The organism is Janibacter sp. RAF52 (genome assembly GCF_052114035.1).
In the GTDB taxonomy this organism is placed as follows: domain Bacteria; phylum Actinomycetota; class Actinomycetes; order Actinomycetales; family Dermatophilaceae; genus Janibacter; species Janibacter hoylei.
Window position 1 is genome coordinate 100,551 of sequence record NZ_JBFRDY010000007.1, and the last position, 24,398, is coordinate 124,948.

24 protein-coding genes are annotated in these 24,398 nt (G+C 71.4%); 5 read left to right on the top strand and 19 right to left on the bottom strand.

Annotated elements, in window-relative coordinates; translation table 11 throughout:
* The first annotated feature begins 1 nt into the window (after position 1).
* Together AB4Y78_RS11080 and AB4Y78_RS11085 are read left to right on the top strand one after the other, a co-directional pair.
* Positions 2–862 (top strand): carbon-nitrogen hydrolase family protein, encoded by an 861-nt coding sequence (locus AB4Y78_RS11080; RefSeq protein WP_441714722.1) that lies wholly within the window; start codon positions 2–4, stop codon positions 860–862.
* A gap of 31 nt (positions 863–893) precedes the next feature.
* Positions 894–2,015 (top strand): MSMEG_0565 family glycosyltransferase, encoded by a 1,122-nt coding sequence (locus tag AB4Y78_RS11085; protein WP_007926300.1) that lies wholly within the window; start codon positions 894–896, stop codon positions 2,013–2,015.
* 98 nt (positions 2,016–2,113) lie between these two features.
* Here AB4Y78_RS11085 and AB4Y78_RS11090 read toward each other — a convergent pair whose 3' ends face one another.
* The 11 genes from AB4Y78_RS11090 to hrcA all read right to left on the bottom strand — a co-directional run bounded on the left by AB4Y78_RS11090 (position 2,114) and on the right by hrcA (position 13,518).
* Complete coding sequence (locus tag AB4Y78_RS11090) at positions 2,114–3,151, bottom strand: aspartate-semialdehyde dehydrogenase (protein WP_441714719.1); 1,038 nt, start codon at positions 3,149–3,151, stop codon at positions 2,114–2,116.
* Between the two features lie 69 nt (positions 3,152–3,220).
* On the bottom strand, positions 3,221–5,002 hold the full coding sequence (locus AB4Y78_RS11095) for a BCCT family transporter (RefSeq protein WP_441714717.1): 1,782 nt from the start codon (positions 5,000–5,002) through the stop codon (positions 3,221–3,223).
* Between the two features lie 211 nt (positions 5,003–5,213).
* Complete coding sequence (gene era, locus AB4Y78_RS11100; protein ID WP_441714715.1) at positions 5,214–6,137, bottom strand: GTPase Era; 924 nt, start codon at positions 6,135–6,137, stop codon at positions 5,214–5,216.
* Positions 6,134–7,423: a hemolysin family protein gene (locus AB4Y78_RS11105; RefSeq protein ID WP_441714713.1), complete on the bottom strand. Its 1,290-nt coding sequence runs from the start codon at positions 7,421–7,423 to the stop codon at positions 6,134–6,136. The genes era and AB4Y78_RS11105 overlap by 4 nt, the downstream gene beginning before the upstream one ends.
* Positions 7,420–7,890 carry an rRNA maturation RNase YbeY gene (gene ybeY / locus AB4Y78_RS11110; protein WP_007926293.1) on the bottom strand — a complete coding sequence of 157 codons (471 nt, stop codon included), beginning with the start codon at positions 7,888–7,890 and terminating at the stop codon, positions 7,420–7,422. The genes AB4Y78_RS11105 and ybeY overlap by 4 nt, the downstream gene beginning before the upstream one ends.
* Entirely contained in the window at positions 7,887–8,939 is a 1,053-nt protein-coding gene (locus AB4Y78_RS11115) for a PhoH family protein (RefSeq protein ID WP_441714711.1), read from the bottom strand. The genes ybeY and AB4Y78_RS11115 overlap by 4 nt, the downstream gene beginning before the upstream one ends.
* Positions 8,940–8,989: 50 nt before the next feature.
* The gene (locus tag AB4Y78_RS11120) at positions 8,990–9,775 is read right to left on the bottom strand and encodes a hypothetical protein (RefSeq protein WP_441714709.1); all 786 of its coding nucleotides are present in this window, start codon (positions 9,773–9,775) and stop codon (positions 8,990–8,992) included.
* A complete protein-coding gene (locus AB4Y78_RS11125; protein WP_441714708.1) occupies positions 9,772–10,512 on the bottom strand; it encodes a 16S rRNA (uracil(1498)-N(3))-methyltransferase in 741 nt (246 codons plus the stop codon). Before AB4Y78_RS11125 ends, AB4Y78_RS11120 begins: the two co-directional genes overlap by 4 nt.
* Positions 10,509–11,288: a hypothetical protein gene (locus AB4Y78_RS11130; protein ID WP_441714706.1), complete on the bottom strand. Its 780-nt coding sequence runs from the start codon at positions 11,286–11,288 to the stop codon at positions 10,509–10,511. The genes AB4Y78_RS11125 and AB4Y78_RS11130 overlap by 4 nt, the downstream gene beginning before the upstream one ends.
* A gap of 18 nt (positions 11,289–11,306) precedes the next feature.
* Positions 11,307–12,425, bottom strand: a complete 1,119-nt coding sequence (gene dnaJ, locus AB4Y78_RS11135; RefSeq protein WP_007926288.1) for a molecular chaperone DnaJ — start codon at positions 12,423–12,425, stop codon at positions 11,307–11,309.
* A 55-nt stretch (positions 12,426–12,480) separates the two neighbouring features.
* A complete protein-coding gene (gene hrcA / locus AB4Y78_RS11140) occupies positions 12,481–13,518 on the bottom strand; it encodes a heat-inducible transcriptional repressor HrcA (RefSeq protein ID WP_441737135.1) in 1,038 nt (345 codons plus the stop codon).
* A gap of 139 nt (positions 13,519–13,657) precedes the next feature.
* On the opposite strand from hrcA, the gene AB4Y78_RS11145 reads away from it, so the two are divergent.
* Positions 13,658–14,533 carry a DUF3097 domain-containing protein gene (locus tag AB4Y78_RS11145; protein WP_441714702.1) on the top strand — a complete coding sequence of 292 codons (876 nt, stop codon included), beginning with the start codon at positions 13,658–13,660 and terminating at the stop codon, positions 14,531–14,533.
* 4 nt (positions 14,534–14,537) lie between these two features.
* Here AB4Y78_RS11145 and fabG read toward each other — a convergent pair whose 3' ends face one another.
* The 3 genes from fabG to hemW all read right to left on the bottom strand — a co-directional run bounded on the left by fabG (position 14,538) and on the right by hemW (position 17,168).
* On the bottom strand, positions 14,538–15,293 hold the full coding sequence (gene fabG / locus AB4Y78_RS11150; RefSeq protein WP_007926283.1) for a 3-oxoacyl-ACP reductase FabG: 756 nt from the start codon (positions 15,291–15,293) through the stop codon (positions 14,538–14,540).
* A 68-nt stretch (positions 15,294–15,361) separates the two neighbouring features.
* Positions 15,362–16,012, bottom strand: coding sequence for a trimeric intracellular cation channel family protein (locus AB4Y78_RS11155; protein WP_282070802.1), 651 nt, complete (start codon positions 16,010–16,012; stop codon positions 15,362–15,364).
* Positions 16,005–17,168 carry a radical SAM family heme chaperone HemW gene (gene hemW / locus AB4Y78_RS11160; protein ID WP_259909910.1) on the bottom strand — a complete coding sequence of 388 codons (1,164 nt, stop codon included), beginning with the start codon at positions 17,166–17,168 and terminating at the stop codon, positions 16,005–16,007. The genes AB4Y78_RS11155 and hemW overlap by 8 nt, the downstream gene beginning before the upstream one ends.
* Before the next feature lie 32 nt (positions 17,169–17,200).
* Between hemW and AB4Y78_RS11165 the strand changes: the two genes are divergently transcribed.
* A complete protein-coding gene (locus tag AB4Y78_RS11165) occupies positions 17,201–17,974 on the top strand; it encodes a tyrosine-protein phosphatase (RefSeq protein WP_007926280.1) in 774 nt (257 codons plus the stop codon).
* Between the two features lie 3 nt (positions 17,975–17,977).
* Here the strand turns inward: AB4Y78_RS11165 and AB4Y78_RS11170 are convergent, their stop codons facing one another.
* The 4 genes from AB4Y78_RS11170 to AB4Y78_RS11185 form a co-directional block, all read right to left on the bottom strand.
* Positions 17,978–18,454, bottom strand: coding sequence for a hotdog fold domain-containing protein (locus AB4Y78_RS11170; protein ID WP_007926279.1), 477 nt, complete (start codon positions 18,452–18,454; stop codon positions 17,978–17,980).
* A 76-nt stretch (positions 18,455–18,530) separates the two neighbouring features.
* Positions 18,531–20,387, bottom strand: a complete 1,857-nt coding sequence (gene lepA / locus AB4Y78_RS11175; protein WP_007926277.1) for a translation elongation factor 4 — start codon at positions 20,385–20,387, stop codon at positions 18,531–18,533.
* A gap of 49 nt (positions 20,388–20,436) precedes the next feature.
* Complete coding sequence (locus AB4Y78_RS11180; RefSeq protein WP_441737140.1) at positions 20,437–21,684, bottom strand: alkaline phosphatase family protein; 1,248 nt, start codon at positions 21,682–21,684, stop codon at positions 20,437–20,439.
* Complete coding sequence (locus AB4Y78_RS11185) at positions 21,681–23,363, bottom strand: alkaline phosphatase D family protein (RefSeq protein WP_441714691.1); 1,683 nt, start codon at positions 23,361–23,363, stop codon at positions 21,681–21,683. The genes AB4Y78_RS11180 and AB4Y78_RS11185 overlap by 4 nt, the downstream gene beginning before the upstream one ends.
* Before the next feature lie 108 nt (positions 23,364–23,471).
* Between AB4Y78_RS11185 and AB4Y78_RS11190 the strand changes: the two genes are divergently transcribed.
* The gene (locus tag AB4Y78_RS11190) at positions 23,472–23,912 is read left to right on the top strand and encodes a type II toxin-antitoxin system PemK/MazF family toxin (protein WP_259909914.1); all 441 of its coding nucleotides are present in this window, start codon (positions 23,472–23,474) and stop codon (positions 23,910–23,912) included.
* 161 nt (positions 23,913–24,073) lie between these two features.
* Here AB4Y78_RS11190 and rpsT read toward each other — a convergent pair whose 3' ends face one another.
* A complete protein-coding gene (gene rpsT / locus AB4Y78_RS11195; protein ID WP_007926271.1) occupies positions 24,074–24,334 on the bottom strand; it encodes a 30S ribosomal protein S20 in 261 nt (86 codons plus the stop codon).
* Positions 24,335–24,398: the final 64 nt, after the last annotated feature.

Here is a 24,398-nt window from a genome sequence, read left to right on the forward strand (position 1 = left end):
GATGAGCACCGTGACGATGGCGGCCGTGGCCGCACACTTCGGACGCGACGTCGAGCGCACTCTCACCAAGCTGTCCAGCATCGTCCAGCAGGCCCGCGAACGCGGCGTCGACCTGCTCGTCCTCCCGGACGCCACGATCGGCGGTTACCTCGGCGATCTGAGGCATCCGGGAAGCACGGGGGTCGACCTCCCTCCGGCCATCGCGCTCGACGGGCCCGAGCTCGCCACCGTCGTGTCGCTGGCGGGCGGGATGACGGTCTGCTTCGGCCTCACGGAGCGCGCCGTCGTCGACGGCGAGGAGGTGCGCTGCAACACCGCGGCCTGCGTGAGCGGCGACGGCCTGCTCGGCGTGCACCGCAAGGTGCACCTACCGCTCGGCGAGGCCGAGGCCTATCGCCCCGGCGACAGCTTCCGGGCCTTCGACACCCCTGTCGGACGGATCGGCATGCTCATCGACTTCGACAAGACCTTCCCCGAGGCCGCCCGCACGCTGGCCCTCGACGGCGCCGAGGTGGTGACCTGCCTCAGCGCGTGGCCCGCCAGCGTCACCGACCGGTCGGACCGGATCCGCAACGACCGCCAGGCCCACCTCTTCGACCTCTACGACTGCGCCCGGGCCGCCGAGAACCAGGTGTACCTCGTGTCGTCGAACCAGACCGGGGTGCTCGGGGGCCTGCGCTTCCTCGGTCAGGCCAAGGTCGTCGACCCCGCCGGCGAGATCGTCGCCAAGACCTGGGCGAAGGGGGGACTGGCCGTCGCCGAGGCCGACGTCAGCACTGCCGTGGCGCGGGCCCGCCGCTCCCTCGACCACATCCACCAGCGCGTGGAGCACGCCTACCGACTCACCACCACCAGCGCCTGACCGTCACCGGCGGCGCACGATCGGACGACCCATGCGTATCGCCCAGCTCACCTACTCCACCAAGCCCCGTGGCGGGGTCGTCCACACGCTCGCCCTGTCGGAGGCACTCGCGGCCCGCGGGCACGACGTCGAGATCTGGACCCTGGGACGGGGCGGTGACCGCGCCTTCTTCCGGGACCTCGACCCGCGCGTGCAGGTGCGGGTCGTCCCCTTCGTCTCTCGCGAGGACGAGAGCGTCGGTGACCGCATCGAGCGGTCCATCGCGGCTCTGGCCGCGGCCTTCGACACCGGCGCGGACGTCGTGCACGCGCAGGACTGCATCTCGGCCAATGCCGTGCTCGACGCCGGCGTCGCGCCCATCCGCACCATCCACCACCTGGACGCCTTCACGACACCTCGTCTGGTCTCCTGCCACGAGCGTGCCATCCACGCCCCGGCCGCGCGCATCTGCGTCTCGCGGGCGGTTGCCGACGAGGTCGAGGCCGCCTACGGCTACCGCGCGGCGGTGATTCCCAACGGGGTCGACGCGGGCCGGTTCGCCCGCGCTGCCGGCCCCGAGGGTGCGCCCGCCCGCGACGCCTGGACCGCCCGGCTGGGCGGCTACGTCCTGGCGCTCGGTGGCATCGAGCCGCGCAAGGGCACGATCGACCTGCTCGAGGCCTTCGCCCGGCTCGACCGCCGCGATCTGCAGCTCGTCATCGGTGGTGGGGAGACGCTCTTCGACTACCGCGACTACCGCGCCCGATGTGAAGCCCGCGCCCGCGAGCTCGGCGTCAGCCCGCTCGTGCTGGGGCCGGTCGACGACGACGAGCTGCCAGCACTCGTCGCCGGCGCACAGGTGCTCGGCTTCCCCTCGACGAAGGAGGGGTTCGGGCTCGCGGCGATGGAAGCACTCGCCGCCGGGGTACCTGTCGTCGCCCGTGACCTCCCGGTGCTGCGGGAGGTCTTCGGGGACACCGTGCGCTACGGCAGCGACGTCGACGGTCTGGCGGCGGCGCTCGACGCTGCGCTGTCCGACCCCCCGTGCCACGCCGAGCCCGGGCGGGAGCTGGCGGCCGGCTACACCTGGGCCGCGGCGGCCTCCGCGCACGAGGACTTCTACGTCCGCCACCTCGACGCGACGACGGCCCGAGCGGTCCTCCCTTCGCGCTGAGCAAGAGAAACCCCGGCTTCGCAGGAGTACCAAACCCTTGCGAAGCCGGGGTTCATCGGGTGACCCGAGAATCGGGTGACGGGTGGGACGAGGCGCCGTCAGCCCTTGCGCGCGACGATCGCCTCGGCGATCTGCACGGCGTTGAGCGCTGCGCCCTTGCGCAGGTTGTCCCCGACGACGAAGAGCGTCAGGCCCTTGCCGTCGGCGACGGACTGGTCGGCGCGGATGCGCCCGACGTAGACGTCGTCCTTGCCGGTCGCCTCGAGCGGGTTGGGCACGGCCGTGACGACGACGCCGTCGGCGGCCTCGAGGATCTCGGTGGCCCGCTCGGGGCTGATCTCCCGCTCGAACTCCGCGTGGATCGCCAGCGAGTGGCCGCTGAAGACCGGGACGCGCACGCACGTGCCCGAGACCCGCAGGTCGGGGATGTGCAGGATCTTGCGCGACTCGTTGCGCAGCTTTTGCTCCTCGTCGGTCTCGAGGGTGCCGTCGTCCTGGACGGACCCGGCGATCGCGACGACGTTGAAGCCGACGGGCACCTCGTAGACCTGCGGGGCCGGCAGCGTCAGGGCGCTGCCGTCGCGGGCGAGGTCCTTGGGGTCGCCGGAGGCGTAACCGCCGCGCAGCTGGCTGTCGAGCTCGGTCAGCCCGGCGCCGCCCGAGCCGGAGACGGCCTGATAGGTGGCGACGCGAAGGGCGACGAGCCCCGCCTCGTCGTGCAGCGGCTTGAGGACCGGCATCGCGGCCATCGTCGTGCAGTTGGGGTTGGCGATGACGCCCTTGGGCAGGTCGTCGAGGTCGGTGGGGTTGACCTCGGAGACCACGAGCGGGACCTCCGGGTCCTTGCGCCAGGCGCTCGAGTTGTCGACGACGGTCGCGCCAGCGGCGGCCACCTTGGGCGCCCACTCCTTGCTCGTGGACCCGCCGTTGGAAAACAGCGCGATGTCCAGGCCGGAGAAGTCGGCGGTCGCGGTGTCCTCGACCGTCACCTCCTCGCCCTTCCACGGCAGGGTCGTGCCGGCGGACCGGGCAGAGGCGAAGTAGCGGATCGAGGTGACGGGGAAGTCCCGCTCCTCGAGCAGCGTGCGCATGACCTGTCCGACCTGGCCGGTGGCTCCAAAGACTCCGATGTGCATGGGCCCAAGGATAGGCGTCGGGGCCTGAACACCCACATCGTGTTCAGGCCCCGGACGCGGTGGAGCAGGTCAGGCGGTCGGTGTCTGGCCCGGCCGCGGGTCCGTCTCTGCCTGCTCGGTGGCTGCCTCTCCCTGCTCGGTGGCCGTCGCCGAACCACCGTTGCTGGCGTGCAGCACCTTGTCCCGGTCGATGCCCTCGCCGGGCTCGGCGTGGTCGATCGACAGGACGAAGTCGTCCCCGTGCTCCTTGACACCCGCGACGACGGCCTGCGAGAGGGCCTCGACGGCGTAGGCGCGCCGCACCGCCATCGGGTCGGACTGCAGGTCCTTCACGAGCGCGACCGCCATGCCGATCATGATGAGCACGAAGGGCAGGGCCGCGATGATCGTGATCTGCTGCAGACCGGTCAGCGAGTCCTCGCCGCCGATCGTCAGCATGATCGCGGCCGCGGCACCGGTGGCCACACCCCAGAAGATCACGGTGAACTTGTTGGGCTCGAGGGTGCCGCGCTCGCTGAGCGAACCCATGACGATCGAGGCGGCGTCGGCGCCGGACACGAAGAAGATCGCGACGAGCACCATGACGAGGATCGAGGTGGCCCCGGCCCACGGCATCGAGTCGAGCAGCGCGAAGAGCGTGCTCTCCTCGCCGTCGCCGAACTTGTCGAGCGTCGCGCCCATCTCCTGCGCCTTGATCGCGGCACCACCGAAGATCGCGAACCAGACGAGGCTGACGGTGCTCGGGACGAGGAGCACGCCGGTGACGAACTCACGGATGGTGCGCCCCCGCGAGATGCGGGCGATGAACATTCCGACGAAGGGGGTCCAGCTGACCCACCACGCCCAGTAGAAGATCGTCCAGCCGGACAGCCACCCCTTGACGCCGGACTCGCCCTGCGCGTTGGTCCGCGCGGCGTACTCCATGAGGTGCTGCATGTAGGTGCCGAGCGAGGTCGGGACGAGGTTGAGGATGAAGATCGTCGGGCCGACGACGAAGACGAAGGCGGCCAGGACGAAGGCCAGCACCATGTTGGTGTTGGAGAGCCACTGGATGCCCTTTTCGACGCCGGAGACGGCCGAGAAGATGAAGCAGATCGTCAGCACGACGATGATCAGGACGAGGACCGTGTTGGTCACGTCGTCGGCCCAGCCGACGATCTTGGCGCCGGAGGCGATCTGCAGGGCACCGAGGCCGAGCGAGGTCGCGGAGCCGAAGAGTGTGGCGAAGATGGCGAAGATGTCGATGACTTTGCCCACCGGACCGTTGACCTGGCGCTTGCCGATGAGCGGCTCGAAGACCGCACTGATCGTCAGGCCGCGACCCTTGCGGAAGACGCCGTAGCCGATGGCCAGACCCGCGACGGTGTAGATCGCCCAGGGGTGGAGCGTCCAGTGGAAGAGGGTCGTCGCCATCGCGGTGCGCGTCGAGCTGTCGTTGCCCGCCTCACCGGTGCCGGGCGGCGGCGTGAGGTAGTGCGCGAGCGGCTCGGCGGCACCCCAGAACATCAGGCCGATGCCCATGCCGGCCGAGAACATCATCGCGATCCACGAGATGGTCCGGAACTCCGGCTCCTCGCCGTCGGCGCCCAGGGGGATGTTGCCGTACTTGCTGGCGGCCAGCCAGATGACGAAGAAGACGAAGCCGGTCGAGGCCAGAGCGAAGAGCCAGCCGGTGTTGGTCACGACCCAGTCGAGTCCGCTCTCCGAGGCGCTGGACAGCGACGAGGTGCTGATGACACCCCACAGGACGAAGGCGACGGACAGCACGGCGGTGATGCCGAAGACGATCCAGTCGATGCCCAGCTTGTCCTGCTTGCGCAGGATGCGCGGCTCGAGGGCCGGGTGGTCCACCCGACGGGTGTCGCGCGGCGGGGCGTTCTTGCCAGAGGGTGGCGGTTGCGTAGGTGCAGTCACGTGTCGTCCGACCCGGACATCGCTGGAGCCGCCCGGGCCGCTCCTCCCAAGTCAGAGTCGGTGGCGTTAGCGGGCAGCATGCTGCCCAGCCACTCACTTTGACCCCAAGCGCACCCGGAGCCCAAATGCTTGTGACCGAGTCGTGACCTCAGAAGCCGAGGCGGTGCAGCTGCTTGGGGTCGCGCTGCCAGTCCTTGGCCACCTTGACGTGCAGGTCGAGGAAGACCTTCTGACCGAGCAGCTTTTCGATGCCGACCCGGGCCGTCGTGCCGACCTCGCGCAGCCGCGAGCCACCCCGGCCGATGATGATCGCCTTCTGGCTGTCGCGCTCGACGAAGACGTTGACCCGCACGTCGAGCATCGGGTCGTCGTCGGGTCGACCCTCGCGGGGCACGACCTCCTCGACGACGACGGCCAGGCTGTGCGGCAGCTCGTCGCGGACCCCTTCGAGGGCGGCCTCGCGCACGAGCTCGGCGATCATCTTCTCGTCGTCCTCGTCGCTTACCTGGTCGACGGGGTAGAGCGGCGCGGGCGAGGGCGGCAGGTAGCCACCCAGCACGGCGAGCACGTCGTCGACCTGGTCCCCACGGACCGCGGAGCACGGGACGATGGCGGCCCAGTCGCCGAGCTGGTCGATGGCGATGAGGTGCTCGGCGAGGCGCTCGCGGTCGACCGCGTCGGCCTTCGTCGCGATGGCGACGACCGGCACTCGCTTGGCTCGCTGCAGCTCGGCGAGGTCCTTGGCGATGTAGGTGTCGCCGGGGCCGATCCGCTGGTCGGCGGGCATGCAGAAGCCGATGACGTCGACCTCGAGCAGGGTCTCGCGGACGAGGTCGTTGAGCCGCTCGCCGAGCAGGGTGCGGGGCTTGTGCAGGCCCGGCGTGTCGACGAGCACGAGCTGCTGGTGGTCGCGCGTGACGATGCCACGGATCGTGTGCCGCGTCGTCTGCGGCTTGCTCGAGGTGATGGCGACCTTGTCGCCGACGAGCGCATTGGTCAGCGTCGACTTGCCGGCATTGGGCCGGCCCACCAGGCAGGCGAAGCCCGCCCGCCACTGGGTCTCGTCGGTCATGCGTCGACCTCCTCGTGCTCGTGCCGGTCGCGCGCCGGTGCCGTCCTCTCGACGATGACGGTCGCGATCCGGTGCTGTCGTCCGGACATCTTCTCAGCCGTGAGCCGCAGGCCGGCGACCTCGCAGGTCGTGCCGACGATCGGCACCCGGCCGGTGATCTTGCCGATGAGGCCACCGACGGTGTCGACCTCCTCGTCCTCGAGGTCGACGTCGAGCAGCTCGGCGAGGTCGTCGACGTGCAGCCCCGCCGGCACCCGGTATCGGCCGTCGTCGAGCTCCTCGACACCCGGCCCCTCGCGGTCGTACTCATCGGTGATCTCGCCGACGATCTCCTCGAGGATGTCCTCGATCGTCACCAGGCCGGCAGTGCCGCCGTACTCGTCGACGACGATCGCGGCGTGGATCTGGTCGCGCTGCATCTCGCGCAGCAGGTGGTCGACGGGCTTGCTCTCGGGGACGAAGGGAGCCGGCCGCATGAACTGCGAGACCGGCAGATCACGGCTCGTCTCGTCGGCCAGCAGGCGGCGCACGACGTCCTTGAGGTAGAGCAGGCCGACGATGTCGTCGCTCGACTCCCCCACGACGGGGACGCGGGAGAAGCCGGAGCGGATGAAGAGGTTGAGCCCCTTGCGCGCCGGCTTGTCCGACTCGATAGTGATCATGTCGGTGCGCGGGACCATGACCTCGCTGGCCATGGTGTCGCCGAGCTCGAAGACCGAGTGGAGCATGTCGCGCTCCTCGTCCTCGATGAGCGCGGACTCCCCCGCGAGGTCGAGCAGGTCGCGCAGCTCGGCCTCGGAGCGGAAGGGCCCGTCGCGGTAGCCGCGCCCCGGCGTCACCGCGTTGCCGAAGGTGACGAGCAGCCGGGCGAAGGGGCCCAGCACGCGACGCAGCCCGATGACCGCGGGCGCCGCGGCGAGCGCGATCGGCGTGCTGTGCTGCTGCCCGAGGGTCCGTGGGGAGACCCCGACGAGGACGAAGGTGACGACGACCATGATCCCGGCGGAGACGAGCAGCGCGACCCAGGTCCGCTCGACCTGCCCGACGACGACGAGGGTGATGAGCACGGCCGCGCTCGCCTCGGCGATGGCCCGGAGGAAGGCGATGACGGAGATCGGTCCCGCGCTGTCGGCGAGGATCTGGCGCAGGGCGGGTGCCCCCCTTCGTCCCGCGCTGTCGGCCTCCTCCGCGGCGACGCGGGAGGCCGAGCCGATGGCGGCGTCGACGAGGGTGAGGACGAAGGCGGCGACGATCGCGACGACCGCGCCGATGATCAGGGTGGTCACCCCTGGGCCTCCCGGCCGCGGCCGGCGAGGAAGGTGAGCAGCAGCTGGCGTTGCAGCTCGAACATCTCCTTTTCCTCGTCGGGCTCCGCGTGGTCGTAGCCGAGCAGGTGGAGGATCCCGTGCGTCGTCAGCAGGAGCATCTCCTCGATGGCGGCGTGGCCCGCTGCGGCGGCCTGCCGCTCCGCGACCGACGGGCACACGACGATGTCGCCGAGGACCCCCTCGGCGGAGGTCTCGCCCTCGCGACCGGGCCGCAGCTCGTCCATCGGGAAGCTCATGACGTCGGTCGGGCCGGCGAGGTCCATCCACTGCTCGTGCAGGACGGTCATCGTCGCCTCGTCGACGAAGCGGATGCACAGCTCGGCCTGCGGGTGCACGCGCATCTGCTCGAGCACGTAGCGGCTGAGGTCGACGAACTCGACCTCGTCGACGTCGTGGTCGGTCTCGTTGAGCACGTCGATGCTCATCGGCGCTGCCCCTTCGTCGCGTCGTATCGGTCGTAGGCCCCGACGATCTCCCCGACGAGCCGGTGGCGGACGACGTCGGAGGCGTCGAGGTGGGCGAAGTGGACGCCCTCGATGTCGGTGAGGATGCGCTGGACGACCTTGAGGCCGGACTCCATCCCGCCGGGCAGGTCGACCTGGCTCGTGTCGCCGGTGACGACCATCTTCGAGCCGAAGCCGAGGCGGGTGAGGAACATCTTCATCTGCTCGGGCGAGGTGTTCTGCGCCTCGTCGAGGATGATGAAGGAGTCGTTGAGGGTGCGGCCGCGCATGAAGGCCAGGGGGGCGACCTCGATGGTGCCGGCGGCCATGAGCCGCGGGATCGAGTCGGGGTCGATCATGTCGTGCAGGGCGTCGTAGAGCGGCCGCAGGTAGGGGTCGATCTTGTCGCCGAGGGTGCCCGGGAGGAAGCCGAGCTTTTCGCCGGCCTCGACCGCGGGCCGGGTCAGGATGATCCGGCTGACCTCCTTGGCCTGCAGGGCGGCGACCGCCTTGGCCATCGCCAGGTAGGTCTTGCCGGTGCCGGCCGGCCCGATGCCGAAGATCACCGTGTTGTCGCCGATGGCGTCGACGTAGTGCTTCTGCCCGAGGGTCTTGGGCCGGATGGTGCGGCCGCGGTTGGAGACGATGTTCATCGTCAGCACGTCAGCGGGCCGCTCCCGGGTCTGCCCCCGCAGCATGGCGATCGAGCGCTCGATGGCATCGCGGTTGAGCGGCTGGCCGGCCTCGACGATCTCCATGACCTCGTCGAGGAGACGGTCGATGATCGCGAGGTCCTCGGTCGGCCCCTCGAGGCGGAACTCGTTGCCGCGCACGAGGATCTCGGTCTTGGGGAAGGCGCGCTCCATGGTCCGCAGGAGCTCGTCCGTCGGACCGAGGATGTTGACCATCGGCACGTTGTCCGGCAGGACGATCGTCTGCCGGGAGCGGGTGCCGCGCTCGTGCGCGGTGGCGCGCGGGTCGTCGGAGATCGCGTCGAGGGCGCGCAGGTCGGGCTGGTCTGATGGAGGCATCGTGCCGCCGATTCTACGGGCGGCGCCGCGCCGGGACGACCGGATCGGCCTCAGCCCTGCGGCAGCCCCACGACCGGGTCGACGAGGGCCCGCTCCCGCTGCAGCTCAGGGGCGCGGCGCAGGTCACCGGCACGCACCCTGCGGGCGAGGACGAAGGGGGTCAGTCCCGCCGCGGGGTAGCCGTCGGCGACCATCGCCGCCTCGACCGCCTGGAGGAAGGCTCGCGGGTCGCTCGGCCCGAGCTGCCACCAGCCGAAGGGGCTGTCGGTGGGAGCCGGTTGGTACCGGTACCCCTGGGAGAGCGCCTCGGCGACCGGCAGCGACCCGAGTGGGCGGTCGGTCCAGGCGTTGACGACGACGCCCGGGGGCAGGACCGCCTGCTGGCGGTGCAGGGCGAGCGGCATCCGCGTCATCGCGCGGACGCTCGTCGCGATGAAGATGCGGCCAGGGTCCATCGACTCCCAGGGCAGCGCCTCGGCCCGACTCCCCGGGCCGCGGACGACGAGCCCGTGGCGGTGGACGTCCTGCCGGGTGCGGCGGGCGGCCAGGTGGACGACGAGCATGACCGGGAGGTACACCGCGGCCGCGACGCACCACGCCCCGACGACGAGCGCGAGCGAGGGCCCGCCGGGGGCGAGCCCGGCCACCATCGCGCCGAGCCCGACGCAGACGAGCGCGAGGAGGGCGAGCGAGCGGCCCCGGGCCCGGGCGCCGACCCCGCCCCTGAAGGACGCGAGCAGCGGCCCCATGTCGGCCGGACCGGCAGCTGACATGCGGGCCAGCGCGGCGTGGTCGTCCGGGGTCCCGCCGGCCCACGCGTAGTACTGGCGCGTCACGCCCAGCGGCCCCGTGCGCTGACGACGGCGATGGCGGCCGGCCCGGCCGTCGAGGCGCGCAGGACCTGCGCCCCCAGCCGCACGGGCGTGGCGCCTGCCGCGACGAAGGCCTCGAGCTCCTGGGGCGAGATCCCCCCTTCGGGTCCGACGACGAGCAGGACCTCGCCGGAGTCCGGGAGCGGCGCGGTGGCCAGCGGGGTCGTCGCGTCCTCGTGCAGCACGAAGGTCGTCGCGCCCGCGCAGCGCCGGGCGAGGGCGGAGCTCGTGACGAGCCCGTCGACCTGGGGCCACCGGCCCCGACGCGACTGCTTCGCGGCGCGCTCGACGACATTGGCCCACTTGCGCTGGCCCTTGTCGACCTTGGGGCCCTTCCACCGCACGATCGACCGGTCGGCCTGCCACGGGACGACGGTGTCGACGCCGAACTCGGTGGCGGCCTCGACGGCGTCCTCGTCCCGCCCGTCCTTGGCCAGGGCCTGCACGAGCGTCAGGCGGAGGGAGGACTCCGGCTCGTCGGCGCGCTCGAGCACCCGCAGCCGCACCAGCTCTCGGGCGACCTCGGTGACCTCGGTGAGCACGCGGGCCCCCTGCCGGTCGGCGACGAGCACGTGCTCCCCCACCGCGAGCCGCACGACGGCCGCGGCGTGGTGGGCCTCCGGCCCGGTGAGGTCGACGACGTCGGCGACCCCGAGACCGTCGAGGGCACCGGGGTCGACGACGAAGAGTGGTGCGGTCATGGCCCCAGTCCTGCCTCTGGTCGGGCCCGCCACAGCGGCGGGTCGTGCGGCGCCCGGCGCGGGAGGGCCTCGCGACCGGCCGGCACGTCGGTCCGGTGCCGCGCCAGGTGGTCGGCGAGCCCGTGCACGGGGTAGCCGTCGGCGACCATCGCCGCCTCGAGGTCACGGACGAAGGCGGCGACGTCGCGGGGGCCGAGCGCCCACCAGACGAAGGGGGTGTCCAGCCGCGGGGCCCGCGGCAACGGGTCGTACCTGCCCCCGAGGCCCCGCCAGTCGTCGACGGCGTCGGGCCCGTCGGTGCCGTTGAGCAGCAGGCACTCCCCGCCGGCCACCCGGCGGCGCCGGGCGAGCGTGACGACGGAGCGGGCAGCCCGGGCGGACGTCGCCCACACCATGCGGCCGGGGTCCATCGTCGCGAAGGGGACCGGGCGCGAGCCGACGACCAGGCCGTGGGCGCGCACCTCGATGCCCCGGCTGTCGTGGGTGGCCGCGAGACCCACCCCGACGAGCACGGCCACGGCCACCCCGATGGCCAGAGGGCACAGGACGGCGGCCACCGGCAGCGCGCCGAGCACCACGAGCACGGTCGCGGTCGCGACGGCCAGGACCACCACGACCCCGACGACCGCGAGCAGGGCCGCCACGGGACGCGAGGCGGCGGGCACGGTGTGCCGGGCGCGCACCGGCCCGAGCTGCTCAGGGGTGGTGCGCAGCGACGTCTCGAGCGCCGGCGACGCCTGCGGTGTGCCGTCGAGGCCGACGAAGCGGCGCAACATCGCGCGGCGTCCGGGCCGTCAGCGCTTGAAGGCGTGCCGCAGGCGCCCGACGAAGCCGGAGTCGACGTCGTGGAGCTCGCCGTCGGGCTGCTCCTCGTCACGCAGCCGCGCGAGGTCGCGCAGCAGCTGCTCCTGCTCGGCATCGAGCTTGGTCGGGGTGCGCACGTCGACGTGGATGACGAGGTCGCCACGCCCTTCGTGCCGCAGGTGGGTCACGCCGAGCCCGGGCAGGACGATCGTGTCGCCGGGCTGGGTGCCGCGCTTGATGGTGATCTCCTGCTCGCCGTCGAGGGTGGCAAAGCTCATCGTCACGCCGAGGGCGGCTGCCGTCATCGGTACCGCGACCGATGCGTGCAGGTCGTCGCCGCGCCGGGTGAAGGTCTCGTGCTCGGCGACCCGCAGCTCGACGTAGAGGTCCCCGGCCGGCCCACCACCGGGACCGACCTCCCCTTCGCCGGCGAGGTGGATGCGGGTGCCGGTGTCGACACCGGCGGGGATGCGCACCTTCATCGTGCGGCGGCTGCGCACGCGGCCCTGGCCGGAGCACTCGTGGCAGGGGCTCGGGATGACCTCGCCGAAGCCCTGGCAGGTCGGGCACGGACGGCTCGTCATCACCTGGCCGAGGAAGGAGCGCTGCACCTGCTGGACCTCACCGCGCCCACCACAGGTGTCGCACGTGCGGCGACCGGTGCCGGGCTGGGCCCCGTCGCCGGAGCACGAGCCGCACACTGCCGCGGTGTCGATCGTCAGGTCCTGCTCGCCGCCGAAGACCGCCGTCGCGAGGTCGATCTCGAGACCCACGAGGCCGTCCTGCCCACGTGAGGAGCGCGAGCGCGGCCCACGACCGCCGCCCGCGGCCTGGCCGAAGAACTGCTCCATGATGTCGCTGAAGCTGAAGCCGGCACCGAAGCCCTCGTGCGCACCGCCGTAGGGGTCACCGCCCATGTCGTACTGGCGGCGCTTCGTCTCGTCGGAGAGGACGTCGTAGGCCTGCGAGACCCGCTTGAACTGCTCCTCCGCCTCGGGGCCGGGGTTGACGTCCGGGTGCAGGGTGCGGGCGAGCTTGCGGTACGCCCGCTTGATCTCCTCGGGCGTGGCCTCGCGGCTGACGCCCAGATCCTCGTAGTAGTCGTTCACGCGTGAGGTCCTCGTGGGTCGTGGTCGATGTCGGTCGGGTGCGGGGTGGCGCCGGTCAGGCGTCCACGATCCGCGAGAGGTAGGCGGCCACAGCGCGCACCTGCGCCATGGTCGCCGGGTAGTCCATGCGGGTCGGGCCGAGCACGCCGACGGCACCGACGTGCTCGTCGCCCGCGCCGTAGCCCGAGGTGATGAAGGAGGTCGACTGCAGGCTCGACACCGGGTTTTCGGCGCCGATGCGTACCGAGACGCCCGTCGACGCGTCGTGGGCCTCGGCGCTCAGCAGGCGCAGCAGCACCACGTGCTGCTCGAGGGCGTCGAGCACCGGCTCGAGCGTCATCGGGAAGTCGCCGGAGCTGCGGGCGAGGTTGGCGGTGCCGGCGAGCGTCACCTTGGTCGCCCGCTCCTCCGCGAGCGCCGCGTCGAGCGCGGCGAGCACGCCCGCCGTCAGGGCGTCCTCGGTCTCACGGTCGTCCTCGTGGAGGGTCGCGAGCGAGGTGAGCGCCTCGGCGAGGCGCCGGTCGTGGGTCGCGGCGTTGATCCGCGCACGCGCGCTGGCGAGGGCCTCGGCCCCCGCCGCGGTCGTGTAGTCGACGTTGATCGGGATGATCCGCTGCTCGACGCGGCCGCTGCCCATGATGACGACGACCATGAGCCGCGTCCGGCTCATCGGGACGAGCTCGACGTGCCGGACGGTGCTGCGGGTCAGCGAGGGGTACTGCACGACGGCGACCTGACGGGTGAGCGTCGACAGCAGACGCACCGTCCGGTCGAGGACGGTGTCGAGGTCGTCGGCGCCCTCGAGGTAGCTCGTGATGGCGGCCCGCTCCCCCTTCGACATCGGGCGGACGGCTGCCAGGCGGTCGACGAAGAGCCGGTAGCCGGCATCGGTGGGGATCCGCCCGGCGGAGGTGTGCGGCGCCGCGATGAGGCCCTCGTCCTCGAGCGCGGCCATGTCGTTGCGCACCGTCGCGGCCGAGACGTTGAGCTGGTGCCGGTCCAGGAGAGCCTTGGAACCCACCGGCTCGGAGGTCTGCACGTAGTCCTCGATGATGGCGCTCAGCACGGCCATGCGCCGCTGCTCCTGGCTCATGCGGACCTCCCTTCGACACGATGCTCGGACCGCTGGCACTCGGTCCACCTGAGTGCCAAGTCTACGACCGGGGCGGGCATTCCCCGGAATCCGGCGTGCCGCCTGCGCCGGCGACCGCCCTTCGGCCTACCGTCCCTGCGTGAGCGATCGATACGGCAAGGACGTCCTCTCCGCCGGCTGGCAGTCGAAGGGGAGGCTGGCGCGGCCCACCTCCCGCGCCCTCGAGGCGGTGACCGGCACCGTCGTCGAGGACGTCGAGACCGGCTGGGTCGGCGCCGTGGTCGCGGTGGAGAAGGCCGGCGGCGTCCACGTCGTCCACCTCGAGGACCGACGTGGCAAGGTCAAGGCCTTCCCGCTCGGGCCGGGCTTCCACGTCGACGGCGCCCCCGTGACCCTCACCCCGCCGAAGGGGGCGCAGCGCGCGGCCCTCGCCGCCGCCCAGCAGCAGGCCTCGCGCACCGCGAGCGGCTCCGTCGCCGTCCACGACGGCAAGGCCCGCGTCGCCCGAGGCTCGCGGATCTTCGTCGAGGGGCGCCACGACGCCGAGCTCGTCGAAAAGGTCTGGGGCCACGACCTGCGCGTCGAGGGTGTCGTCGTCGAGCCGCTCGACGGCGTCGACGACCTGGCTGCCGCGATCCGCGACTTCGCTCCCGGCCCCGGCCGCCGGATGGGCGTGCTCGTCGACCACCTCGTGCCGGGCAGCAAGGAGTCGCGCATCGTCGAGAAGGCCAACCGGGTCGCCCCTGAGCACGTGCTCGTCCTCGGCCACCCCTACGTCGACGTCTGGCAGTCGGTCCGGCCCCAGCGTCTCGGCATGGACACCTGGCCGACGGTCTCCCGCTCGATCGAGTGGAAGAAGGGCATCTGCCAGCACCTCGGCTGGGCCCACGACACCCAGGCCGACATCGCCCGTGCCTGGAAACAGATCCTCGCCACCGTGCGCACCTACGCCGACCTCGAGCCGGCGCTGCTCGGCCGCGTCGAGGAGCTCATCGACTTCGTCACGGCCGAGTAGCGGGTCAGTCGCGCGGGCCGCCGGCGACGTAGATGACCTGGCCGGAGACGAAGCCGGCCTCCTCGGACAGCAGGAAGGATGCGGTGGCGGCGATGTCCTCGGGCTGGCCGACGCGACCGACAGGGGTCTCCTTGGCGGCGTGGGCGAGGAAGTCCTCGAAGGGCACGCCGATCCGCTCGGCGGTGGCCGCGGTCATGTCGGTCTGGATGAAGCCCGGAGCGATGGCATTGGCGGTGACACCGAACTTGCCGAGCTCGATGGCGAGGGTCTTGGTGAAGCCCTGCATGCCGGCCTTGGCGGCGGAGTAGTTGGCCTGGCCCCGGTTGCCGAGGGCGGAGGTCGAGGAGAGGTTGACGATGCGGCCGTACTTCTCCGCGGTCATGTGGGCCTGGGCCGCCTTGGTCATGAGGAAGGCGCCGCGCAGGTGGACCGCCATGACGGAGTCCCAGTCGTCGACCGACATCTTGAAGAGCATGTTGTCGCGGATGATGCCCGCGTTGTTGACGAGCAGGGTCGGGGCGCCGAGCTCTGCGGCGACCCGAGCGACGCCCGCCTCGACCTGCTCGGCGTCAGAGACGTCCACGCCCACGGCGAGAGCGGTCCCGCCCCCTTCGGTGATCTCGTCGACGACCACCTGGCAGGCGGACTCGTCGAGGTCGAGGACGGCGACGTGGTGGCCGTCCGTGGCGAGGCGAAGGGCGATGGCCCGGCCGATCCCGCGGGCGGCTCCGGTGACGATGGCGGTACGAGTCGTGGTCATGCCCTCATCGTGCGCCATGGGGTAAGCGCCCGCACACCTGCGTCCGCGAAGCGGTCATCGACACCGGGTCAGCGGCGGTGCACCCGGCTCGGGCGCCACTTCGGCTCGGTCGGCAGCATCCACCCACGCCGTCGAGCGAGGTCGCACACGCCGCCGCCAATGAGCAGTGCCCCCAACGAGGCGAGCGGATCAGTGGTCACCAGCTGGAGCAGGACGAAGGAGGCGCCGCCGGCGAAGGCCGCGGTCGCGTAGAGCTCGGAGCGCTGCAGGATCGCGGGCACGCTGCCGAGCATGACGTCGCGCACGACCCCTCCCCCGCACGCGGTGAGTACGCCGAGCAGGATCGCCGGGAACCAGTGGATGTCGAGCAGCAGCGCCTTCTGGGTGCCGACGACGGCCCAGGTGCCGAGCGCCACGGCGTCCACCCAGGGGAAGACCTGCCGCCAGCGGCGCCCTTCGAGCGGGACGAGGAAGGCGATGAGGGCGGCCGTGAGCGCCACCGTGAGGTACCGCAGGTCGGTCAGCGCCACCGGCTGGACGTCGAGCAGCACGTCACGGATCGCGCCACCCCCGAGGGCGGAGACGACGGCGAGCACGCAGAAGCCGACCGGGTCGAGCTGGTAGCGCCGGGCGACGGCCCCACCGAGCAGCCCGTTGGCGAAGACGCCGAGCAGGTCGAAGGCGGCGATGAGGTCGGGGATCTGCGGGACGTCAGGCACCTGCGCTCCTGACGAGGTGGTGGACGACGGTGTCGGCCAGCAGTCGACCACGGCGGGTGAGGACGACACGGCCGCCGATCGCGGCCCGACCCTCGACGAGGCCGTCGGCGACGAGGCCCGCGACGGCCCGACGCCCCTGCGGCGTCAAGCGATCGGTCGGCAGCCCGTCGACGAGACGCACCCCGAGCAGGACGTCCTCGTCGGCGCGCTGCTCGGCCGTCAGGACCTCGCGCTCGGCGGCCGGGTCCCCCTCGGCCAGCGCCTTGGCCCAGGTCGCCGGGTGCTTGAGGTTCCACCAGCGCTCGCCGTCGACGTGGCTGTGCGCGCCCGGGCCGACGCCCCACCAGTCGTGGCTGCGCCAGTAGGCCTCGTTGTGCCGGCAGCGGTCGGCGGGCGTGCGGGCCCAGTTGCTGATCTCGTACCAGCCGTAGCCGGCCGCGGCGAGCAGCTCGTCGGCCAGCTCGTACTTGTCCGCCTCGTCGTCACCCGTCGGCATCGGCAGCTCGCCCCGACGCACCCGGGCGGCCATCTTGGTGCCGTCCTCGACGGTCAGGGCATAGGCGGACAGGTGGTCGGGCTCGAGGGCGACGGCGGTCTCGAGCGAGGTGCGCCACTGGTCGAGGGTCTCCCCCGGCGTGCCGTAGATGAGGTCCAGGCTCACCGCGAGACCCGCGGCACGGGCCGCGGCCAGGGCACGGGCGACGTTGGCAGGGTCATGGGTGCGGTCGAGCGTCGCGAGCACCTGCGGCACGGCTGACTGCATGCCGATGCTCACCCGGCTGAAACCGCCGTCGGCGAGCACCCGCAGCGACTCCTCGGTGACGCTGTCGGGGTTGGCCTCCGTCGTTACCTCGGCATCGTCGTCCAGGCCCCACCGCTCCCGCACGGCATCGAGGAAGCGCACGAGGTCCTGCGGGGGCAGCAGCGTCGGCGTGCCGCCCCCGACGAAGACCGTCGAGACCGGGCGGTCCGTGCCCACGGACCGCGCCGCCAGGTCGAGCTCGCCGATCGCGGCGTCGACGAAGGTGGCGACGCTCGCCCCCTTCGCGCCGCCGACGGGGCCCAGCTCGGTGGCCGTGTAGGTGTTGAAGTCGCAGTACCCGCATCGGACCGTGCAGAAGGGCACGTGCAGGTAGATGCCGAAGGGGGGACGCACCGGCCCATCCTCCCACCGATAGCGTGGGCGGCATGACCCGGTGGATCGAGCTCGACGGCGTCGTCAACATGCGTGACCTCGGTGGCCTGCCCACCCGCGACGGCCGCACCACCCGCGAGGGGCGGCTCATCCGCAGCGACAACCTCCAGGACCTGAGCGAAGGGGATGTCCGTCACCTCGTCGAGGTGCTCGGGGTGACGGACGTCGTCGACCTGCGCAGCCACGTCGAGCACGAGGTCACCGGCGCCGGGCCGCTGCGCTCCACCCCGCTGACCCACCACCACCACAGCCTGCTGCGCGAGGACCTCGGGGCCGATGAGACGGTCGAGGAGGCACTGGCGGTCCGGTGGGGTCGCGGGGACCCCGCGCCGCGGGACGGGGCCTTCTGGGCCCGGCACTACACGGGCTACCTCACGCGGCGCCCCGACTCCGTCGCCGCGGCACTCGCCGCGATCCGGGACAGCGCCGGAGGCACCGTCGTCCACTGCGCCGCGGGCAAGGACCGCACGGGCACGGTCGTCGGCATGGCTCTGGCGGTCGCCGGGGTCCCCGACGAGGAGATCGTCGCCGACTACGTCCTGACCGCCGGGCGGCTCGAGCGGATCATCGATCGCCTCATCGAGGTCGAGCCCTACCGCAGGTCACTGCCCACCCACACCCTCGAGGAGCAGCTGCCCCGCGCGGAGTCGATGGCGGCGGTGCTCGCCCACCTCGACGAGGAGTTCGGCGGGACGATCGGCTGGCTGGAGGCCGCCGGGTGGACCCAGGAGGAGGTCACGCGGCTGCGCGACCGGCTCGTGGGGTGAGGCTCAGGCCTTCTTCGGCTTGGCAGTGACGTAGACGGGGATGACGCCCTCGACGACGACGACGCCGTCGGTGCGCACCGCCTTGACCCGGATGTCGACGTCGTAGGGAGCCTCGCCCGTCCACTGCTCGGGGTCGGTCTCGGCGACGCACAGCAGGTCGGTCGTCGACTTGGCGAGGTAGCTCACCCGCAGGCCCCGCGGCAGCCATCGCTGGTCGCTCGGGCAGGTTGCCTCGGCGAGCAGACCCATCGCGGCCTCGAGCCCGTTGCACACGGCGATCGCGTGGAGGGTGCCGATGTGGTTGTGCACCCGCTTGCGGTTGCGGATCGACAGCTCGGCGTGGTTGGCGCGGACCTCGCGCACCTTCGGTCGGACGGTGGCGAAGTACGGCGCCTTGACGGCGTAGAGCAGGGAGAAGATCCGCTTGCCGGCCGGGAGGCTCGTGACGCGCTGGTAGAGGTCGAAGGTCTGCTGTGCCATGACCGCCACACTAAGCCAGCGCTTAGTGGCCGGGAAGGGTCCCCGGCGTCGGCTGCGTCACGTCAGCATCGCGCCGTTACTTCTTGGCCTTGTCCACGGCGCTGTCGTCAGAGGAGAGCGCAGCGATGAAGGCCTCCTGGGGCACCTCGACGGTGCCGATGTTCTTCATCCGCTTCTTGCCCTCCTTCTGCTTCTCGAGCAGCTTGCGCTTGCGGGAGATGTCACCGCCGTAGCACTTGGCGAGCACGTCCTTGCGGATGGCGCGGATGGTCTCGCGGGCGATGATCCGCGCGCCGATGGCGGCCTGGATCGGCACCTCGAACTGCTGGCGCGGGATGAGTTCCTTGAGCTTGCCGGCCATCATCGTGCCGTAGGCATAGGCCTTGTCCTTGTGGACGACCGCGCTGAAGGCGTCGACGGTCTCGCCCTGCAGGAGGATGTCGACCTTGACCAGGTCGGCGGCCTGGTCGCCCGCCTCCTGGTAGTCGAGGGAGGCGTAGCCGCGGGTCTTGGACTTCAGCTGGTCGAAGAAGTCGAAGACGATCTCGGCGAGCGGCAGCGTGTAGCGCATCTCGACGCGGTCCTCGGAGAGGTAGTCCATGCCGCCGAGCTGGCCGCGCTTGCCCTGGCACAACTCCATGATCGCGCCGATGAACTCGCTCGGCGCGAGGATCGTCGCCTTGACGACCGGCTCGCGGACCTCGGCAACCTTGCCGTAGGGGAACTCGCTGGGGTTGGTCACGAGGATCTCGGAGCCGTCGTCCATCGTCACCTCGTAGACCACGTTGGGCTGGGTCGAGATGAGGTCGAGGTCGAACTCGCGCTCGAGCCGCTCGCGGACGATCTCCAGGTGGAGCAGGCCGAGGAAGCCGCAGCGGAAGCCGAAGCCGAGGGCAGCGGAGGTCTCCGGCTCGTAGACGAGCGCGGCGTCGTTGAGCTTGAGCTTGTCGAGGGCGTCGCGCAGCGTCGGGTAGTCGGACCCGTCGATCGGGTAGAGCCCCGAGAAGACCATGGGGTTGGGGTCCTTGTAGCCACCGATCGCGTCGGCCGCGGGCGCCGCGGCATTGGTCACGGTGTCACCGACCTTGGACTGGCGCACGTCCTTGACCCCGGTGATGAGGTAGCCGACCTCGCCGACGCCCAGCCCCTTGCTCGGCAGCATCTCCGGCGAGATGACGCCGATCTCGAGCAGCTCGTGGGTCGCCTTGGTCGACATCATCGCGATCTTCTCGCGGGGGTGCAGGGCCCCGTCGACGACACGCACGTAGGTGACGACGCCGCGGTAGTTGTCGTACACGGAGTCGAAGATCATCGCGCGGGCCGGGGCGCTCGCGTCGCCCTCGGGAGCGGGCAGCTTGGCGACGATCTCGTCGAGCAGCTCCTCGACCCCTTCGCCCGTCTTGCCGCTCACCTTGAGCACGTCCTCGGGCTCGCACCCGATGAGGCCGGCGATCTCCTCCGCGTACTTCTCCGGCTGTGCCGCCGGGAGGTCGATCTTGTTGAGCACCGGGATGATCGTCAGGTCGTTTTCCATCGCCAGGTAGAGGTTGGCGAGGGTCTGCGCCTCGATCCCCTGGGCGGCGTCGACGAGGAGGATCGCTCCCTCGCACGCGGCGAGGGAGCGGGAGACCTCGTAGGTGAAGTCGACGTGCCCCGGGGTGTCGATCATGTTGAGGCAGAAGGTCTCCCCCTCCTGCTCCCACGGCATGCGCACGGCCTGCGACTTGATGGTGATGCCGCGCTCGCGCTCGATGTCCATGCGGTCGAGGTACTGCGCGCGCATCTGCCGGGCCTCGACCACGCCGGTGATCTGCAGCATCCGGTCGGCCAGCGTCGACTTGCCGTGGTCGATGTGGGCGATGATGCAGAAGTTGCGGATCTGCGCCGGCGGGGTCGCGTTCGGCGGGAGGGCCTCACGGGCCTGGGGTGACACGGGTTGCGGACCTCGGGTTCGTCGGGACAGGGCTCAGTGGCCCATCCTCTCAGACCAGACGCGATCTCCCGTCATATCCCGTCGTCGGCAGGCCGAAGTACTGCGCGATCGTCGGCGCGACGTCCATCGTGTGCGCGACCGCGGTGCGCACCCCGGGCCTCACCTGGGCGGCTCCGCCGGCCACGATGAAGGGGATCGGCTCGGTCACCGGGTGCCCGTGGTTGCCCGGGATGGGGTTGTTGAAGATCGTCGGGTCGGAGAAGCGCCACCCCGCCTTGCAGTAGACGATGAGGTCGCCGGCATTGGGGCTCAGGCGCAGGTCGGCGGGCGTGTGCACGGACAGCACGCCGTTTTGCCTGAGGACGAGCTCGCGCAGCCGCTTCAGCCCAGCCGCCTTGTCGGCCGCGGGCCCGGTCCAGTACAGGCAGTCCGCTCCGCCGTTCTGCGCGATCTCGACGTTGTCGCGCAGCGTGCGGTCGAACCAGATCGGCGCCCCGAGCGAGATGACCCGGTGGCCCATGGACCAGTCCATCGAGTGGTCCGCGAGGACGATGACGAGCGAGTCCTTCCACCGGTTGGTCGACTTGAGGTAGCTGACGAAGTTGCCGATCAGACGGTCGGTGTTGTTGAGCACCGCGTAGCGCATGGCCGGGACGGTGACCGTGCCACCGGGGTCTGCGTGCCCGACCCGGTCGATGTCGCCGAAGTTGGCGAAGACGAGGTTGGGGTCGGCTGCGCCGACCATCTTGACCAGCGCGTCGTAGGTGTACCCGTCGGGCGCGTGGTCGGTGATCGGCATGAGCGGCTTGGGCTCCCAGCGGTACATCGCCTTTTCGCCGAAGATCCCGTAGAGGTAGTCCTTGGACAGGACGGTGCCGCCGGTCACCCCCTTCGTCTCGAGCTGCTCGAAGATCGTCGGGGCCTTGATGTCGCTCTCGCGGTCCATGTCGCGGACCTCGCCGAGCGCACGGTCGTAGATCTTGTTGGCCGGCACGCCGTTACGGTCCGGTCGCACCCCCGTCATCATCATGACGTGGTTGGGGATCGTCTCCATGATGGGCAGCGATCGTGCATTCGGGTACCAGGTACCGGTCGAGCGCAGCTGGTGGAGGTTGGGCGTGCGCGAGACGGTGATCTCGTCCGGGCGCAGCCCGTCTGTGACGAGCACGTAGACCCGCTTGCGGCTGCGGGTCGTGGCCGCGGAGGCGGCACTCGCGCCGGCCGCCGCCGAGAGGGTGATCGTCGCGCCGCTCGCGGCGGCGACGCGCATGACGGTACGGCGGGTGGGGGTGGTCATGAGGCGGCCTTCCAGACGCGGCGGACCCGGTTGGTCCCGGGCAGGGTCTCGAACCCGGCGCTCCACCGCGCGGTGGACTGCCGGTTGGTCCGGTCCGCGAGTGCGTACCAGTCCATCTGCGCCCGCGCGGGCGTCAGGGTGAGCACGGAGTAGCCGTGCCGGTCGAAGTCGAGGTAGCGCACGTGGAGGTTGGCCCCACGGATGGCGCCCTCGACGGCGAGCGAGAGGGTGCGCGGCTCGACCTTGAGGATGTCGTCGAGGTTGTTGGAGGTCACCGACGTGCCGACGAACTCGACGGCGACGGACCGACTCAGCGGGTACGTGCCGACGTTCTTGGGGATGTCGCAGGCCCAGGCCGAGTGGATGTCACCGGTGAGGAAGACGGTGTTGTCGATCGCGTGGTCGGCGATGTGGTCGATGAGCTCGCGGCGGTCGGCCGTGTACCCGTCCCACTGGTCGACGTTGTACGGGATCCCCTCTGGGGGCAGCACCCCACCCATGTCGTGCAGGGCCCGGCCCACCTCGACGTCGACCGCGCCGAAGGTCACGGGCGCGATCATCACCGGGTTGCCGACGAGCTTCCACGTCGCCGTGGACCTGCTCAGCGACTGCTTGAGCCAGGTCATCTGGGCATCGCCGGTGATCGTGCGGTCGGCGTCGCCGACGGCACCCAGCCGGGCCGCCGAGGCCTGCTCGCTGCGGTAGGTGCGCAGGTCGAGCATCCGCAGGTCGGCGAGGGTGCCGAAGGAGAGCTGCCGGAAGATCTGGCTGCCGTCGCCGATGGCGGCGGTGCCGGAGAGGCGGATCGGCATCCACTCGTCGTAGGCGCGGCGGGCCGCCGCGGCGCGGTCACGCCACCTGCCCTCGGTCAGCGGGTCGTGGTTCTCGGCTCCGCCGATCCAGGCGTCGTTGGCGCTCTCGTGGTCGTCCCACGTCGTGATCCACGCAGCCGCGGCGTGCAGCGCCTGCAGGTCGGGGTCGGTCTTGTAGTGCCCGTGGCGGATGCGGTAGTCGGCGAGGGTGACGATCTCGTGCGCCGGCTCGCTGGTGCGCACCGCCCCCTTCGCCGCCCCGTACTCACCGGTGGGGTACTCGTAGAGGTAGTCGCCCATGTGGAGCACGGCGTCCAGGCCCTGGTGAGCGGCGAGGTGGCGGTAGGCGGCGAAGTAGCCGGCCTCCCAGTTGGAGCACGACACGACACCCAGGCGCAGCCGGCTCGGGGTGGAGCCGGCCGCGGGAGGGGTCTTCGTCCAGCCGGTCGGCGAGACCGAGCCGCCGCTGCGGAAGCGGTAGGCGTAGCGGGTCGCGGGCGTGAGGCCGGTCGCGTCGACCTTGACGGTGTGGTCGCGCTCGGTGCCGGTCGTCATCGAGCCCCGCCGCACGACGGTGCGGAAGGACGCGTCGGTCGCGACCTCCCAGGTGACGGTGACGCGCGCGCCGCGCCCCGAGCCCGGGGTGGCGTCGGCGGTCGGCGTCACGCGGGTCCACAGGACGACGGCGGTGGGCAGAGGGTCGCCGGAGGCGACGCCGTGGAGGAAGCCCGTCGTCGTGGCGGCCTGCGCCGGGCTCGTGGCGAAGGGGGCGACCGTCGCCGTAGCGACGGCGGCACCTGCGGCCGCGCCGCGGACGACGTCGCGCCGGGCGGGTCCGGGCAGGGGTGAGTCGGGTGTGGCGGTCATGTCGGTGAGCCTCTCGAGGCTTGATGACCGGTGGGTAACCTCAAGGTGTCCGCTACGGATGTCGAAGAGGTGAGCCTTTTCACCGCGTCACCGCTAGCGTGACGTGCTATGAGCGAGTATCCCGGCGACTTCACGGGCACGCCTGACCTGCGCTGGGCGCCGACCCCGGACGACCCGAGACCCTCCCCCGGCGAGGTCGTGTGGGCCTGGGTGCCGTACGAGGAGGACCACCGTCAGGGCAAGGACCGCCCGGTGCTGCTCGTCGGCGAGGACGGCGACTGGCTGCTCGGCCTGCAGGTGACCAGCCAGGACCACGACCTCGACGCGGAGCAGGAGGCTCGGGCGGGTCGGCGCTGGATCGACATCGGAGCCGGCGCCTGGGACCGCGAGGGGCGGCGCAGCGAGGTGCGGGTCAACCGCATCGTGCGCCTCGACCCGGCCGCGGTCCGTCGTGAGGGCGCGGTGCTCGACGAGCGGGTCTTCGCCGCCGTCGTGGAGGCGGTGCGCGCCGTCGCCGCCGGCAGGAACTACGACAACGATCCCGTGTGAGTGGTGATTTCCCTAGGGAGATGCGGCCGGGGGTGCGCATTTCCCTAGGGAAATTCGGCAGGGGGTGCGCATTTCCCTAGGGAGATGCGCACTCTGGGCCATGACGAAGGGGGCCGGTCACCTCGCGGTGACCGGCCCCCTTCGTGCTGCCATGAGGCAGATTAGATCTTGTTGACCCGCTTGGCCAGAGCCGACTTCTTGTTGGCCGCCTGGTTGGCGTGCAGGACGCCCTTGCTGACGGCCTTGTCGAGCTTCTTGCTCGCGGTGACGAGCGCGGTCTGCGCACCGTCGCGGTCGCCGGCGTCGGCGGCCTCACGGACCTTGCGGATCCACGTGCGCAGCTCCGACTTGTAGGCGCGGTTGCGCTCGGTGCGGGCCGCGTTGGTCTTGACGCGCTTGATCTGGGACTTGATGTTTGCCACAGGAATCTTTCTTGACTGGGTTGGTCGAGCTTCTGCCGTAGAGGGCGGCAAGGCATCTCGGGAC